This window comes from Nocardia colli, from assembly GCF_008704205.1.
Classification (GTDB): Bacteria; Actinomycetota; Actinomycetes; order Mycobacteriales; family Mycobacteriaceae; genus Nocardia; species Nocardia colli.
This window is the reverse complement of the sequence record NZ_VXLC01000001.1, coordinates 327,626-342,601: the sequence shown is the minus strand read 5'-3', so window position 1 is coordinate 342,601 and position 14,976 is coordinate 327,626. Positions and strand designations below refer to the sequence as shown.

General features: G+C 68.4%; 15 protein-coding genes. 10 read left to right on the top strand and 5 right to left on the bottom strand.

Features of this window, described 5'->3' with window-relative positions; translation table 11 throughout:
• Nucleotides 1–2: 2 nt before the first annotated feature.
• Nucleotides 3–1,670 (bottom strand): FAD-dependent oxidoreductase, encoded by a 1,668-nt coding sequence (locus F3087_RS01720; RefSeq protein WP_150399975.1) that lies wholly within the window; start codon nt 1,668–1,670, stop codon nt 3–5.
• 67 nt (nt 1,671–1,737) lie between these two features.
• Entirely contained in the window at nt 1,738–1,902 is a 165-nt protein-coding gene (locus F3087_RS45805) for a hypothetical protein (protein ID WP_191093734.1), read from the bottom strand.
• Between the two features lie 202 nt (nt 1,903–2,104).
• Here F3087_RS45805 and F3087_RS01715 point away from each other — a divergent pair, with 202 nt between their 5' ends.
• Both F3087_RS01715 and F3087_RS01710 read left to right on the top strand, forming a co-directional pair.
• A complete protein-coding gene (locus F3087_RS01715; protein WP_150399974.1) occupies nt 2,105–2,560 on the top strand; it encodes an SRPBCC family protein in 456 nt (151 codons plus the stop codon).
• Between the two features lie 33 nt (nt 2,561–2,593).
• Nucleotides 2,594–3,325: an SIMPL domain-containing protein gene (locus F3087_RS01710; RefSeq protein ID WP_375922273.1), complete on the top strand. Its 732-nt coding sequence runs from the start codon at nt 2,594–2,596 to the stop codon at nt 3,323–3,325.
• Here the strand turns inward: F3087_RS01710 and F3087_RS01705 are convergent.
• The gene (locus tag F3087_RS01705) at nt 3,322–4,359 is read right to left on the bottom strand and encodes a beta-ketoacyl-ACP synthase III (protein WP_150399972.1); all 1,038 of its coding nucleotides are present in this window, start codon (nt 4,357–4,359) and stop codon (nt 3,322–3,324) included. The two genes, F3087_RS01710 and F3087_RS01705, sit on opposite strands and share 4 nt — an antisense overlap.
• 262 nt (nt 4,360–4,621) lie before the next feature.
• Between F3087_RS01705 and F3087_RS01700 the strand changes: the two genes are divergently transcribed.
• The 6 genes from F3087_RS01700 (at nt 4,622) to F3087_RS01675 (ending at nt 9,742) form a co-directional block, all read left to right on the top strand.
• On the top strand, nt 4,622–4,894 hold the full coding sequence (locus F3087_RS01700; protein WP_150399971.1) for a GlsB/YeaQ/YmgE family stress response membrane protein: 273 nt from the start codon (nt 4,622–4,624) through the stop codon (nt 4,892–4,894).
• Between the two features lie 102 nt (nt 4,895–4,996).
• Nucleotides 4,997–5,731, top strand: a complete 735-nt coding sequence (locus F3087_RS01695; protein WP_150399970.1) for a phosphatidylserine decarboxylase — start codon at nt 4,997–4,999, stop codon at nt 5,729–5,731.
• Entirely contained in the window at nt 5,731–6,633 is a 903-nt protein-coding gene (locus tag F3087_RS01690; RefSeq protein WP_150400844.1) for a CDP-alcohol phosphatidyltransferase family protein, read from the top strand. The genes F3087_RS01695 and F3087_RS01690 overlap by 1 nt, the downstream gene beginning before the upstream one ends.
• Nucleotides 6,634–6,696: 63 nt before the next feature.
• Nucleotides 6,697–7,776 (top strand): RNA polymerase sigma-70 factor, encoded by a 1,080-nt coding sequence (locus tag F3087_RS01685; protein ID WP_150399969.1) that lies wholly within the window; start codon nt 6,697–6,699, stop codon nt 7,774–7,776.
• 94 nt (nt 7,777–7,870) lie between these two features.
• Complete coding sequence (locus F3087_RS01680; protein WP_150399968.1) at nt 7,871–8,959, top strand: NAD(P)/FAD-dependent oxidoreductase; 1,089 nt, start codon at nt 7,871–7,873, stop codon at nt 8,957–8,959.
• Nucleotides 8,960–9,013: 54 nt separating this feature from the next.
• A complete protein-coding gene (locus tag F3087_RS01675; RefSeq protein WP_150399967.1) occupies nt 9,014–9,742 on the top strand; it encodes a Clp protease N-terminal domain-containing protein in 729 nt (242 codons plus the stop codon).
• A gap of 159 nt (nt 9,743–9,901) precedes the next feature.
• Here F3087_RS01675 and F3087_RS01670 read toward each other — a convergent pair whose 3' ends face one another.
• Together F3087_RS01670 and F3087_RS01665 are read right to left on the bottom strand one after the other, a co-directional pair.
• Nucleotides 9,902–10,576 (bottom strand): suppressor of fused domain protein, encoded by a 675-nt coding sequence (locus tag F3087_RS01670; RefSeq protein WP_150399966.1) that lies wholly within the window; start codon nt 10,574–10,576, stop codon nt 9,902–9,904.
• A 68-nt stretch (nt 10,577–10,644) separates the two neighbouring features.
• Entirely contained in the window at nt 10,645–12,702 is a 2,058-nt protein-coding gene (locus tag F3087_RS01665) for an NAD(+) synthase (RefSeq protein WP_150399965.1), read from the bottom strand.
• 159 nt (nt 12,703–12,861) lie between these two features.
• On the opposite strand from F3087_RS01665, the gene F3087_RS01660 reads away from it, so the two are divergent.
• Complete coding sequence (locus F3087_RS01660; protein ID WP_223884768.1) at nt 12,862–13,083, top strand: hypothetical protein; 222 nt, start codon at nt 12,862–12,864, stop codon at nt 13,081–13,083.
• 208 nt (nt 13,084–13,291) lie between these two features.
• Nucleotides 13,292–14,917, top strand: a complete 1,626-nt coding sequence (gene groL / locus F3087_RS01655; RefSeq protein ID WP_150399964.1) for a chaperonin GroEL — start codon at nt 13,292–13,294, stop codon at nt 14,915–14,917.
• The last annotated feature ends 59 nt before the right edge of the window (nt 14,918–14,976 follow it).

The following is a 14,976-nucleotide window of genomic DNA, read 5'->3' as shown; positions in this document are numbered from 1 at the left end:
GTTTAGGCTAGGTACCGGTGTACGAGCATGACCGCCATCGCACCCTCACCGACCGCCGACGCGACGCGCTTGGCCGAATCGGCGTGCACATCGCCCGCCACGAAAACGCCGGGCACGTTTGTTTCCAAATGATGTGGCGGCCGGGGCAATTCCCAGCCCGCGGGGCGCGCGCCGTCGACCATCAGGTCGGGCCCGGCCAGCACGTAACCGGCCTCGTCGCGCTTGACCAGGCCGTCGAGCCAGTCGGTTTGCGGTGCGGCGCCGATGAACAGGAACAGGCGCTCGGCCTCTGCCTTTTCCTCGTTGCCGGTCTCGTTGTTGCGCAACACGATCTGCTGCAGGTGCTCGTCGCCGTCGGCGGCGATCACCTCGGTATTGGTGTGCACCTTGATATTCGGCAGCTGGGCGATCTGCTGGACCAGGTAGTGCGACATCGAGTTGTCCAGCGAGCCGGAGCGCACGACCAGATGGACCGTCTTCGCGTTGCGGGACAAGAACACCGCCGCCTGGCCCGCGGAATTCGCGCCGCCGACGATGTAGACGTCGCGGTCGGCGCATTCGGAGGCTTCGGTCATCGCCGAGCCGTAATACACACCGCGCCCGGTGAAGTCGTCGACGCCACGGGCGGGATGCCTGCGGTAGTCGACGCCGGTCGCGATGATCACCGTGTGCGCGCAGAGCTTGCCGCCGTCGGCGAAGCGCACCGTGCGCGCGGAGCCGTTCACCTCCAGCGCGGTGACCTCGCGGGTGGTGATCACCTCGGCGCCGAACTTCGCCGCCTGCCGCCGCGCGCGATCGGCCAGCTGGCCGCCGGACACGCCGTCCGGAAAGCCGAGGTAGTTCTCGATGCGCGAGCTCTGCCCGGCCTGCCCGCCCGTCGCGGTGCGCTCGACCAGCACGGTGCGCAGGCCCTCCGAGGCGCCGTACACTGCGGCGCCGAGCCCGGCCGGCCCGCCGCCGACCACGATCAGGTCGTAGAAGTCGCCCGTCGCGTTGACGGTGAGCCCGACGTTCTGCGCGAGCTCGTTGTCCGACGGCTGCACCAGGGTGTCGCCGGCCGCGGTGATGATCACCGGACATCGCTCGGGATCGGCGCCGGCCGCTTCGAGCAGCCGCGCGCCCTCCGGCTCGTCGGCCAGGTACCAGCGGTAGGGCAGCTGGTTGCGGGCGAGGAACTCGCGCACCTCCGAGGACCGCGGCGACCAGCGGTTGCCGACCACCTTGGTCTCGGTGACCGGGCGGTGCTCGCTGCTGCGCCAGGCGTCGAGCAGGCCGTCCAGCACCGGGTACAGCTTCTCCTCCGGCGGGTCCCACGGCTTGAGCAGGTAGTGGTCCAGGTCGACCACGTTGATCGCGTTGATCGCGGCGCTGGTGTCGGCGTAGGCGGTCAGCAGCACGCGGCGCGCGAACGGGTGCAGGTCCATCGCCTGCTCGAGGAATTCGATGCCGTCCATGCCCGGCATCCGGTAGTCGGCGATCAAGACCGCGACCGGCTGGCCGCGCAATTTCATCTCACGCAGCGCCTCGAGCGCCTGGGCGCCCGATTCCGCGCGCAGAATCCGGTATTCGGCGCCATAGCGGCGCCGCAGGTCGCGCACGACCGCCCGGGAAACCCCGGGGTCGTCGTCGACACTCAGGATGGCCGGTTTCGTGGCAGCGGGTGAAGTCACCTAACGAGTATGAATCGTCGGTGCAAACCGTGTCGTCGGTGTTTCACTCGTGGCGGACACGACCGCGTCACAGCATGTGGTGCCGGATCAGGTCGAGCTCGTCGGTGGTGAGCAGCCGCTCGAGTTTTTCCGGGGACGGGCCGCGCCCGGGCGGGCTGCCGTCGGAGTCGTCGGCGGGCAGCAGCGGAACATGGTCCGCCTGGCGTCTGTGTAAGAAAGAGCGCAGGTTCACGGCCGATCACCTCACGTTGGCGGGAAAGCTGGAGGCAGTGTCTTTGCTTCTTCTATCCGGCATTGTGCGCTGGCCATTACGAAGATTGATGGACAACATGCGGAATGTGACCCAACTGTCTTCCCGATTAAAATGTGCCCTGACTATCAAACGTGAGCGACCGGACAACGGACTGCCGCTCGCATGAATACCGGAGGCAGCGTTGCCGAAGAATCTCGAAGCCACCATTGATATCGCCGCGCCGCCGGACAAAGTGTGGGCGGTGGTCTCGAATCTCAAGCGCATGCCCGAGTTCAGCCCGCAGTGCGTGCGGATGGTTCCGCTCGGCGCCCCGAAGACGGGCACCTGGGTGCTCAACCTGAATACCGACGGCAAGAAGTACTGGCCCACCACCGCGCGGATCGTACGGTTCGAGCCGAACCAGGCGTTCGCGTTCAAGATCAACGAGAACCGGTCGATCTGGAGCTACACGCTGGAGGCGACCGAGACCGGCACCCGGCTGGTCGAGCGCCGCGATGTGCCCAACGGCACCAGCTGGTTCTCCCGCAAGTCCATCGATGCCGCGCTCGGCGGTGAGGCGCCGTTCGAGGAGGCGCTGATCCGCGGCATGCACGAGACGCTCGGCAAGATCAAGACCGTGGTCGAGGCACACAACTAGTTCGGCGTGTTCGCGCTCGGCGGTTCGCATTCGGTGCGTAAGTTGCCGAGTATGCGAATGACGCGCTGGTCGGCGGCGGCTGCCGCACTCGCGGCGACCGCCGCACTGGCGACGGGCTGCGGCTCGTCGGATGCGGGACCCGAGCGCGAAGTCACCGTGGTCGGCAGCGGTCAGGTGCGCGGCGCCCCGGACATCCTGAACGCCGATATCGGCGTCGAGGTGACCGCGGACAACGTCTCGGCCGCGATCAGCCGGGCCAACGACCGGGCCAAGGCGATGACCGACGCGATCGTCGGCGCGGGCGCCACCCGGGAGGACGTGCGGACCACCGACGTCTCGATCCAGCCGCAATACGCGGGCGGTCCGGATGGCGGCAACACCGTCGTCGGCTACCGCGCCGACAACTCGGTCCGGGTCGTCGTGCGGGATCTGAGCAAGGCCTCCGGCGTGCTGGACAGCGCGATCAAGGCCGGCGGCAACGAAACCCGGCTGCGCTCGGTGTCTTTCGCGATCGACGACAACTCACAGCTGCTCGCCGACGCCCGGGCGCGCGCGTTCGCCGACGCCAAGGCCAGGGCGGAGCAGTACGCGGTGCTCGCCGGGGTGAAGCTGACGAAGGTCATCACCATCACCGAGGCGAACAGCCGCGACGACGACAGCGCCAAGCTGTCCGGGCGGGACGCGGCCGCGCAGTCGTCGGTTCCGCTGGAACCGGGCACCCAGACGGTGACCTTCACCGTGAAGGTCACCTGGGGCCTGGGTTAGACGGTGAGCGCGAACTTCGGCAGCGTCACGACCTGCGCCGCGTAGGACAGTCCCGCGCCGAACGCGATGAGCAGCGCGGTATCGCCCGGCTTCGACTCACCCTTGCGCAGCAGCGATTCCATCGCCAGCGGGATCGACGCGGCCGAGGTGTTGCCGGTCTCCTCGATGTCGTTGGCCAGCGCGCAGTGCTCCGGCAGCTTCAGCACCCGGGCCATGATCTCGATGATCCGGCCGTTGGCCTGGTGCGGAATCATCGCGTCCAGGTCCTCGGTGGACAGGCCGGCCCGGTCGATGGCGTCGCGGCACACCTTCTCCAACGAGTGTGCGGCCCAGCGGAATACCGCGGTGCCCTCCATCGTCAGGTAGGGGCGGACCGCGTCGGTGCCCTTCTCCTCGATCTCGCGGAAGAACTCGACCCAGTCCTTGTCCTGCCGGATCGCGTGGTGCTGGGTGCCGTCCGAACCCCACACCGTGGGCCCGATGCCGGGCTCGTCGGACGGGCCGACGATCACCGCGCCCGCGCCGTCGGCGAACAGGAAGGCGGTGGAGCGGTCGGTCGGGTTGATCGTGTCGGTCAGCTTCTCCACGCCGATCACCAGCACGTGCCCCGCGGTGCCGCCGCGGACCAGGTCCGAGGCCAGCGCGAGCGCGTGGCAGAAGCCCGCGCAACCGGCGGAGACGTCGAAGGCGGCCGAGCCGTTCATGCCGAGTTCGGTGGCGATCCGCGGGGCGGCGGCCGGGGTGAGCAGCAGGTGCGTGGACGTCGCGACGATCACGCAATCGACCTGGTCGACCGCGATCCCCGCCGATTCCAGTGCGCCCTGGGCGGCCGCGACGCTCATGCTCTGGACGGTCTCCGACTCGTCGGCGAAGCGCCGGGTCTTGATCCCCGATCGCGTCTGGATCCACTCGTCGCTCGAGTTGATCGGACCCGCCACCTCGTCGTTGGTGACGACTCGAACCGGGCGGTATACGCCGAGTCCGAGGATCGCCGTGTGCTCTGCCCCGGTGGTCTGGGCGATTCGAGCAGCCATGTGCGTCTCCTATGTACCTGCGGCACCGCCGCCGGGTTGTCCCCGAAGCCTCGAAAATGGATCCCTCATCAGCCGCCACCTACGGAGCCGTAGACATGAGGCCCCCTCATATTAGCCCGAAGCCCGGCGTTTCGCCGTGCGTATTCTCACAAACCCCGGGTATACGCCGGTTAGCATGCTGAATGCTTGGTCCAGCGTGCCCCAACTATGTGTCTGCTGTCTTTCCGCTTTGCGGACGGCAGGTGCGGATTGCGAGGACACCATGCTCGGTCTCGGGATTATCGGATGGATCATCATCGGCGGTCTTGCCGGGTGGATTGCCAGCAAGATCATGAAGACGGACGCCCAGCAGGGCATCCTGCTCAACATCGTCGTCGGCATCGTCGGCGGCCTGCTCGGCGGTTTCCTGCTGAAGCTGTTCGGCGTCGACGTCGAAGGCGGCGGCCTCTGGTTCAGCTTCTTCACCTGCATCGCCGGTGCCGTGATTCTGCTGTTCCTGGTCGGTCTGGTGACGGGCCGTCGAGTCCGAAGCTGACGACACCGTGCCACAGGCTCCTTTCCCGTAAGGTGTGAACGCTTGCGCCGGTCCGCTCGTTGACGGCGCGATCCGACTGCATCTAGCACGAAAGAGGAGCCTGTGGCCCGCCGTCCCACGCCGCCCGGAACGCCTGACCGCACCGGAGTCGGCCACGTCGCCGACCTGGTTCGCAACGCGATCCCCCCGCTGCACCCCGCCGGGCTTCCGTTCGTCGCCGCACCCCTGGCGGTCGCCGTGCTCGGCGGCAAGCGCAAGTGGGTCCGCCGGACGGGCCTGCTGGCCGCCGCCGCGTGCGCGACCTTCTTCCGGCACCCGAACCGGGTGCCGCCGAACCGGCCCGGCGCCGTGGTCGCGCCCGCCGACGGCGAGGTCGCCCTCGTCGACACCGCCGCGCCCCCTGCGGAATTGGGCCTCGGCGACCAGCCGCTGCCCCGGGTGAGCATCTTCCTGTCCGTACTCGACGTGCACGTGCAGCGCACGCCGGTCTCCGGCATCGTGCGCTCGGTCCAGCATCAGCCGGGCCAGTTCCGGTCCGCGGATCTGCCCGAGGCCAGCGCGGTGAACGAGCGCAACACCATGGTGCTGGACACCCCGGCCGGCGATCAGCTGATCGTGGTGCAGATCGCGGGCCTGCTCGCCCGGCGCATCGTGTGCGACGCCCAGGTCGGCGACGTGCTGAGCATCGGTGACACCTACGGCCTGATCCGCTTCGGCTCCCGGGTGGACACCTACTTCCCGGCGGGCACCGAGCTACTCGTCGAACCGGGACAGCGCACCATCGGCGGCGAGACCGTCCTGGCGGTGCTCGGGTCCACCCAATCCGTCGTTTCATGATGGAGGCGGCTGCTCCGACCCAGGGACGGCGGCGCCGCTCCATTCGGCTGCTGCCGAGCGTGGTGACCATCCTCGCGCTGTGCTCCGGACTGTCCGCGGTGAAGTTCGGCCTGGACAACCGGCTCGATCTCGCGCTGGCGATGATCGGCGCCGCGGCCGTGCTGGACACCCTCGACGGCCGGCTGGCCCGAATGCTGGACGCCACCAGCAAGATCGGCGCGGAGCTGGATTCGCTCTCCGACGCCATCTCGTTCGGCGTCGCGCCCGCGCTCGTGCTCTATGTGACGCTGCTGCACTCGGAGACCGCGGGCTGGATCATCGCGCTGCTGTTCGCGGTGAGCATCGTGCTGCGGCTGGCCAGGTTCAACACCCTGCTGGACGACGACACCCGGCCGGAATGGTCGCGCGAGTACTTCGTCGGGGTGCCCGCGCCCGCGGCGGCGCTCATCGCGATGGCGCCGGTCGCGTTGTTCGTGCTGTTCGGCGACGGCTGGTGGGTCGGCTTCTACGCGGTCGCCGCGTGGACCGTGCTCGCGGCCGCGCTGGCGGTCAGCACCGTGCCGACGCTGGCGATGAAGTCGGTCTCGGTGGCGCCGCAGGCGGCGGCCGGGCTGCTGGTGCTCGTCGCGCTGGCCGCGGCGCTGCTGGTCACCTATCCGACCGTGCTGCTGCTGATCTTGATCGCGCTGTACCTGGTGCACATTCCGTTCGCCTGGCATTCCCAGCGCTGGGTCGCCGCGCGCCCGGAGACCTGGACGCACAAGCCGGCCGAGCGGCGCGCGCAGCGCCGGGCGCAGCGGCGGCCGGTGATCCGCCGCCCGGCCATCCGCGGCTCCACCGCGCGACTGCGTTTGCGCAGGCCAGGCGGCAAGCGGCGGGACAGCAACGACCTGTCCCGCTGAAGCTTGTTTCCTACTGGGATTTCTTAAGGTCTTGGAAAGCCAAGGCGACAAAGCTCTCGGAGCATGGGCACTCTGGCGGCAGTGGGTGGCTTCGACTTCGGTGGGTGGGGGATCGGTGGCTTCGGCGCTACCCGATTCGGCCTGAAGCGATTGCTCGGTATCGCGGATTCCGCGCGCGATGAACATGGTCGGCTGTCCGACCGTGCGAGCGGTACGGTCATATCCGGCGGGCGGGCGCGGAAGAAGGTAGTGGTGGAGCCGGACGGGTTGGGCGTATTCGTGACGCATCGTCCCCGGCTGTTCGCACTCGCCTACCGGATGCTCGGATCGGCCGGGGAAGCCGAAGACGCCGTGCAGGAGACCTATCTGCGCTGGGCCGCCGCCGATCGGACCCGGATCCGGTCCGCCGAGGCCTGGCTGACCACCGTGCTGGTGAATCTGTGCCGCACCTGGCTGGTTTCGGCGCGGGCGCGCCGGGAGACCTATGCCGGGCCGTGGCTGCCCGAGCCGGTGTCCACCGAACGCGGCGAGCTCGGTCCGCTGGAGACCGTCGAGGAACGCGAGCTGGTGTCGTTCGCGCTGCTGACCGCGCTGGAACGACTGTCGCCGGTCGAGCGGGCGGTGTTCGTGCTGCGCGAGGCGTTCGGTTACGCGCACCGCGAGATCGCCGACATGCTCACCATCAGCGAGGCCAACTCGCAGCAGGTCTACCGCCGGGCCGGGGTGCGGGTGCGCGAAGGCCGGGCGCGCTTCGACATTCCGAGCGAGTACGCCGGCGAACTGATCAAGCGGTTTCTGAAGGCGGCACGGACCGGGGACATCGAGTCGCTGGAGCAGCTGCTGACCGCCGACGTGGTCTCGATCGCGGACGGGGGCGAGCAGGTCAACGCGGCCCGGCGCCCGGTGGTCGGGGCGAAGAAGGTCGCGCGGTACCTGTCCGGGCTGTTCCGCTGGGAGGTGCCCGGCATGGAGATCCTCATCGAGCAGGTCAACGGCGCGCCCGCCGCGGTGGCCAGGGTCGACGGCATGCCGGTCGCGGTGGTCGCGGTGGAGCTGGTCGACGGCGCGGTCGCGACGTTGCGGCTGGTCGTGAACCCGGAGAAACTGGCCTATTTCGCCAGGTCGGCGGTGCCTTCCCCGTAGCCGCGAGCAACCGTGACGTGGTTCACGGCCGCCGATTGTCAGGAATGGCGGGGCTGTTCGGTCTGAAGGGTGTCGACCGAAAAGGAGCCACATCATGACCGGACAGCATCGGATCGTCGTTCTCGGCGCCGGATACGCGGGCCTGGCGGCAGCGGGTCGCCTCGCGAGCAAGGCGCGCGGGGCCGAGATCACCGTCGTCGACGCGCGCGATCGCTTCGTCGAACGGGTACGGCTGCATCAACAGGCGGCCGGGCAGCGGATTTCGGCCTGGGATCTGCGGGAGCTGCTGGAAAGCAAGAAGATTCGCTTCGTCCGCGCTCGCGCGACGGAGATCGACACCGTGGGCAAGCGGGTATTGCTCGACACCGCAACGGATCTCGAATACGACACCCTGGTGTACGCGTTGGGCAGCGTTGCCGATCCGAACAGCGTGCCGGGCGTGGCCGAGCATGCCTACTCGGTGTCGACATCCGACGACGCGGATCGCTTCGAGTTACCCAAGGGTGCCGTCGCGATCGTCGGCGCCGGCGCGACCGGGATCGAGCTGGCCGCGGAACTCGCTGAATCGCAACCTGATTCGCGGGTGGTGCTGCTCAGTCCGGACGAGCCGGGTTCGTGGCTTTCCGGGCGGGCGCAGGCGCACATTCGCCGCGTGCTCGAGGAACTCGGTGTCGAGATCCGCGCGGATGCCAAGGTCATCGAGGTGACCGCGGATGGAGTCCGGCTGGCCGACGGTTCGCTGCTCGAGGCCGCCGCGACCGTGTGGACCGCAGGCTTTGCCGTACCGGATCTCGCTGCGCGAGCGGGCCTTTCGGTCGACGGCACGGGCCGGGTGCTGACCGACGCGTCGCTGCGATCGGTTTCGCACCCGGACGTCTACGCCGCCGGCGACAGCGCCGTGATCGCCGGTCCCGGCGGCCGGGAGCTGCGCATGGCCTGCGCGACCGCGCTACCCACCGGCAAGTACGCGGCCGACGCCGTGGCTGCCCGGCTGCGCGGCGCCGAACCAGGGGAGCTGCGGTTCCGCTATGTCCTCCAGTGCCTGAGCCTCGGCCGGCGCGATGGCCTGATTCAGGTTCTGCGCGCGGATGATTCGCCGGGACGCATCGTGCTGACCGGCCGGACCGCGGCCTGGGTGAAGGAGCTGATCGTGCGCGGCGCGGGGTGGGCGGCCCGCCCCTGACATTGCCGTCAACCCAGGGTTGACGCCGGTAAATCGTCAACCTATCGTTGACGCATGACGATTCCCTACCGCCTCGACGATCTGATCGACGGCATCAAGAAGGCCCGCCCCGACAACGTGCTCGACCAGCTGTCCGACGCAGTGGTCACCGGAAATCACCTCGGCGAACTGGCCGATCATCTGATCGGCCACTTCGTCGACCAGGCCCGCCGGGCCGGCGCCTCGTGGACCGACATCGGCGCCAGCATGGGCGTCACCAAGCAGGCCGCGCAGAAGCGGTTCGTGCCGAAGGGACCCGGCGGCGTGGCCGAAGCCGCCGTGATGGATCCCAACGCGGGCTTCGCCCGGTTCACCGACCGGGCACGGTCGGTCATCGTGGCCGCGCAGGAATCCGCGCGCACCACGAACCATCAGGAGATCAAGACCCCGCACCTGGTGCTCGGCCTGCTCGCCGAACCCAACGGCATCGGCGCGAAAGAGATCCTCACCAGCGGCATCACCCTGGACGCGGTGCGCGCCGCCGCGCTCGCCGCGCTCCCGACCGGCGAAGGTGATGTGCCCCCGCTCATTCCGTTCGATCCGGAGGCCAAGAAGGTCCTCGAACTGACCTTCCGCGAGGCACTTCGCCTGGGCCACAACTACGTCGGCACCGAGCACATCCTGCTCGCGCTGCTCGAGCAGGAGAACGGCAACGGCCTGCTCACCGGGCTCGGCATGGACAAGGCGAAGACCGAGGCGCACATCGTCGAACTGCTCGCCGCATTCGTCGCCGACAAGCAGTGATGCGTGCGCGGGTGATGTCCGTTCGCGGACGGATTCGCCGCGCGCGCTATGGATTTCGCGCGGCCAATGCCGCACGGATACGCCGGCGGCGGATGCTCCGCGCCCTGATCGGACGGCAGGCCGGGCAACGCCCGCTCGACCTGCCGCGGGCCGCCTGAACTAGGCGCGCCCGCGCAGCCCGCCACCCCAACGCGGCCACTGCGCTTGGGGTTTCGGCTCGGAGACCAACGGGGCCCGCTCGATATCGGTGACGTACAGCGGCAGCTGTGGCGCCAGTTCTTCCAGCAACGCCAGCGTCTTTCCGCCCTGCGCCGCCCGGTACTCGAGCAGAGTCAGCCCGACCAGTTGCAGGAATCGCATACTCCCGTGCGGAGTTTCGATGGTGCCGAGTTCCGGGTCGACGGTGAAGCCGACGGCCTGGATGGTGCAGTTCGGCCGGTCGGCGGCGATCGGTCCGTTCGACTTGATCGTGTGCCCGGGCTCGAACCACTTGCCGGACTGGAACACATAGCGGGCGAGATTCTGCAGAAAGTTCACCGGCCACACCGGCGGCTCGGTGTCGGCGGGCTCGCGGACCAGCCGGAAGGTGAACTCGAAGCCCCAGCCGGACTCGTCGGGGTTGTCCCACTCCTTCTCATAGAGCTCGGTCATGCCGTAACTGATGTAGTGCCAGTGCGGTACCGGCTCGGTGCGTGAGTACGCGCTGATCCCGTCGAGCGGGTCGGCCCCGCCGAGCGACCAGGGGTGATCGGTGGCCCAATGGAAAGGTTCGAGCTCGCCGTACCACGGCCGCAGCGCGTCGTCGATGGCGGTCCAGCCGGGTGCTTCACTCACCAGATCACCTTAGGCAGGTCCGGTACCCCCTCGCCGCGCGAGTCGGATTGCCTTGGCGGACAGCCGGGTCAGTCCGCCGGCACGTTGCGGGCGAGTTCGTCCAGCCAGGCCGCGGCCGACGCGTCGCTCGGTGCGCGCCAATCACCGCGCGGCGAGAGCGAGCCGCCGGAACCGACCTTCGGCGCGTTGGGCAGCGTCGAGCGTTTGAACTGGCTGGTCTGGATGAACCGGCGCAGGAACTCCGCCAGCCAGTGCTTGATCGTGGCGAGGTCGTAGGCGTTGCGCTGGTCGGCGGGAATCAGCTCCGGCCAGTCCCCGCGGCTCGGGTCCGACCACGCGTGCCTGGCCAGATAGGCGATGCGACTGGGGAGGTAGCCGAACCGCAGCAGATAGTAGAGGTGGAAATCCTGGAGTTCGTACGGCCCGACGGTGGCCTCGGAACTCTGGCTGGGCGCGGACGAATCGGTGTCCGGCACCAACTCCGGCGAGATCTCGGTGCGCAGGATCGACGCCAGCACCTCGCCCGCGGCGGGCCCGAACTGCGCGGTCTCCACCGACCAGGCGATCAGATACTTGATCAGCGTCTTCGGCACCGACGCGTTCACGCTGTAGTGCGCCATGTGGTCGCCGACGCCGAAAGTGCACCAGCCCAGGGCGAGTTCGCTGAGATCGCCGGTGCCGATGACGAGCGCGTTGTGCTGGTTGGCCAGCCGGAACAGGTGCGAGGTGCGCTCGCCCGCCTGCACGTTCTCGTAGGTGATGTCGTACTGCGGCGTGCCGTCGGCGGCCGGATGGCCGAGGTCGCGCAGCATCTGGGTGGCCGACGGGCGGATGTCGATCTCCTGCGCGCTCACCCCGAGCGCGTCCATCAGCCGGTGCGCGTCGGTGCGGGTCCTGGTGCTGGTCGCGAACCCGGGCATGGTGTACGCCAGCACATTTGCGCGCGGCAGCCCGAGCCGGTCCATCGTTTCCGCGGCGACGATCAAGGCCAGCGTGGAATCCAGCCCGCCGGAAACGCCGATGACCACCCGCTCGATCCCGGTGGCCCGCATCCGCGTGCTCAGCCCCTCCACCTGGATGTGCCGCACCTCGGCGCAACGCTCGTTGCGCACCGCGGAATCGGCGGGAACGTAAGGGAAGCGCTCGATTTCGCGCCGGAGATCGACAACGCCCGCCGGAATCGGCAGTTCCACCTCGATCCGGCGCAGCCGCGCCAGCCGATCCCGGTGGTCGTGCACATTGTCAGCAAAGCTGGTGGTGCGCAGCCGATCCGCGGCCAGCCGGCGCAGGTCGAGGTCGGCGGTGACCAGTTGCGGATGGTCGGCGAAGCGTTCGCCCTCGGCGAGCAGATCGCCGTTCTCGCAGACCAGCGCCTGTCCGTCCCAGGCCAGGTCGGTCGTCGATTCCCCGTGTCCCGCAGCCGAATACAGGTAGGCCGCGAGGTAGCGCGCCGAATGCGACGTGCACAGCGCCCGGCGATAGTCGGCCTTGCCGATGACGATATTGCTCGCCGACAGGTTGACCAGCACCGTTGCCCCGGCCAGCGCGGCATAACCGCTGGGCGGCAACGGAACCCACCCGTCCTCGCAGATCTCCAGATGGAACACGAACCCGTCGAGATTGCTCGCCGTGAACAGCAGATCGGCGCCGAACGGCACCCGCTGCCCGGCGATCGTGACGTGCGTTTCCAGGTTCTCCCTGGCCGCCGCGAACTGGCGCTTTTCGTAGAACTCCCGATAGTTCGGCAGATAGCTCTTCGGCACCGCCCCGAGCACCACGCCCCGGCAGACCGCGACGGCGCAGTTGAACAGCCGTCCCTGGGTCCGCACCGGCGCGCCGACGACCAGCACCGTATCGATATCGGCGCTCGCCGCGACCACCTGCGCCAGCGCCGTCTGCACCGCGTCGTCCAGCGCGTCCTGATGGAACAGGTCGTCGGCGGTGTAGCAGGAAAGTCCCAGTTCAGGGAACACGGTCAGGACGACCGAGTCGGCGGCTGCCTGCCGGGCGAGCAGCAGCGTCTGCTCGACGTTGTATGCCGGGTCGGCGACCCGCACGCGCGGCACGGCCACCGCCACCCGCGCGAAGTCGTGCCGGTAGAGCGAGCCGAAGGGCAGTTCACGCACTGCCGTCCCCCTTCGCCGAGGCTGCGGAGTTGATCATGATTTCCCCTCCGGAACCTACCCTCGATGGTTGCCCGCTAAGCTATAGCAATGGCGGATGAAACGGATTCCGACCTAATCGCGGGGGAACGACGCGCCGATCTGCTGCGTGCGCTTTCTTATGTGTCCACAGAGTCACAGCCGGACGGCAGCTACGTCGTCAACGGCGACCTTCCCCCCGAGGTGGCGCCCCCATTTATTCGGGCGATCATGCGGGTCGAAGCGGAGTTGTTGTTGCACGATGCCGAGCTGGTGACCGTGGAGGGCGGCGAGCCCCGATCTCCGGAGGAACGGCGGACCGACGCGTTCGTCGCATTGGTCCTGCGCGTCGACGATCGGGCCTAGGGCCGGACCTTGCACTCGGCACCCCCGAGTGCTAGAAATGGCTTTGGCACTCTGTACCTGTGAGTGCCAGGTCGGGACGGTGAGACCGGGTTCCATCGACACCCTCGGTCGTCCGTCGCGGGCACCGAACCTGGCCAGCGTAATGGGGCGATCCAACCTGCGGTCGTCCTGTGTGTCAGCCATACACATGGAGGATCTCAACAACGCCATGGCCAAGACAATTGCGTACGACGAAGAGGCCCGTCGCGGTCTCGAGCGGGGCCTCAACGCCCTCGCTGACGCGGTCAAGGTGACGCTGGGGCCGAAGGGTCGCAACGTTGTCCTGGAGAAGAAGTGGGGCGCCCCCACGATCACCAACGATGGTGTTTCCATCGCCAAGGAGATCGAGCTGGAGGACCCGTACGAGAAGATCGGCGCCGAGCTGGTCAAGGAAGTCGCCAAGAAGACGGACGACGTCGCGGGCGACGGCACCACCACCGCCACCGTGCTCGCCCAGGCGCTCGTGCGTGAGGGCCTGCGTAACGTCGCGGCCGGCGCGAACCCCCTCGGCCTGAAGCGCGGCATCGAGAAGGCCGTCGAGGCCGTCACCGCCAAGCTGCTCGACACCGCCAAGGAGATCGACACCAAGGAGCAGATCGCTGCTACCGCTGGTATCTCCGCCGGCGACTCGTCCATCGGTGAGCTCATCGCCGAGGCCATGGACAAGGTCGGCAAGGAAGGTGTCATCACCGTCGAGGAGAGCAACACCTTCGGGCTCCAGCTGGAGCTGACCGAGGGCATGCGCTTCGACAAGGGCTACATCTCGGGTTACTTCGTCACCGACCCGGAGCGTCAGGAAGCGGTCCTCGAGGATCCGTACATCCTGCTGGTCGGCTCGAAGATCTCGACCGTCAAGGACCTGCTGCCGCTGCTGGAGAAGGTCATCCAGGCCGGTAAGCCGCTGCTGATCATCGCCGAGGACGTCGAGGGCGAAGCCCTGTCGACCCTGGTGGTCAACAAGATCCGTGGCACCTTCAAGTCCGTCGCCGTCAAGGCGCCGGGCTTCGGTGACCGCCGCAAGGCGCAGCTCGCCGACATCGCCATCCTCACCGGTGGCGAGGTCATCAGCGAAGAGGTCGGCCTCTCCCTGGAGACCGCCGGTGTCGAGCTGCTCGGCCAGGCGCGCAAGGTCGTCATCACCAAGGACGAGACCACCATCGTCGAGGGCGCGGGCGACGCGGAGGCCATCAAGGGCCGCGTGCAGCAGATCCGTGCCGAGATCGAGAACTCGGACTCGGACTACGACCGGGAGAAGCTGCAGGAGCGTCTGGCCAAGCTGGCCGGCGGTGTTGCGGTGATCAAGGCCGGCGCCGCGACCGAGGTCGAGCTCAAGGAGCGCAAGCACCGCATCGAAGATGCCGTGCGTAACGCGAAGGCTGCCGTCGAAGAGGGCATCGTCGCCGGTGGTGGCGTTGCGCTGCTGCAGTCGGCGCCCGCGCTGGACGACCTGAAGCTCGAGGGTGACGAGGCGACCGGTGCCAACATCGTGCGCGTCGCGCTGTCGGCTCCGCTGAAGCAGATCGCCTTCAACGCCGGCCTCGAGCCGGGCGTTGTCGCCGAGAAGGTTTCCAACCTGCCCGCAGGCCACGGCCTCAATGCCGACTCCGGCGTGTACGAGGACCTGCTCGCGGCCGGTGTCGCCGACCCGGTGAAGGTCACCCGCTCCGCGCTGCAGAACGCGGCGTCCATCGCGGCTCTGTTCCTCACCACCGAGGCCGTCGTCGCCGACAAGCCGGAGAAGTCCGCCGCACCTGCCGGCGACCCGACCGGTGGCATGGGCGGCATGGACTTCTGAGTCCAGCCACCCGGCAACACTTCTAAAAACCGAAAGCCGGTCCACCCTCGGGTGGACCG

Bases quoted from the DNA above. Each gene is read 5' to 3' on its own strand.
- F3087_RS01705 (WP_150399972.1), bottom strand. From the start codon at position 4,359: ATGGCTGCTCGAATCGCCCAGACCACCGGGGCAGAGCACACGGCGATC.
- F3087_RS01700 (WP_150399971.1), top strand. From the start codon at position 4,622: ATGCTCGGTCTCGGGATTATCGGATGGATCATCATCGGCGGTCTTGCC.
- F3087_RS01690 (WP_150400844.1), top strand. From the start codon at position 5,731: ATGGAGGCGGCTGCTCCGACCCAGGGACGGCGGCGCCGCTCCATTCGG.
- F3087_RS01685 (WP_150399969.1), top strand. From the start codon at position 6,697: ATGGGCACTCTGGCGGCAGTGGGTGGCTTCGACTTCGGTGGGTGGGGG.
- F3087_RS01680 (WP_150399968.1), top strand. From the start codon at position 7,871: ATGACCGGACAGCATCGGATCGTCGTTCTCGGCGCCGGATACGCGGGC.
- F3087_RS01675 (WP_150399967.1), top strand. From the start codon at position 9,014: ATGACGATTCCCTACCGCCTCGACGATCTGATCGACGGCATCAAGAAG.
- groL (WP_150399964.1), top strand. From the start codon at position 13,292: ATGGCCAAGACAATTGCGTACGACGAAGAGGCCCGTCGCGGTCTCGAG.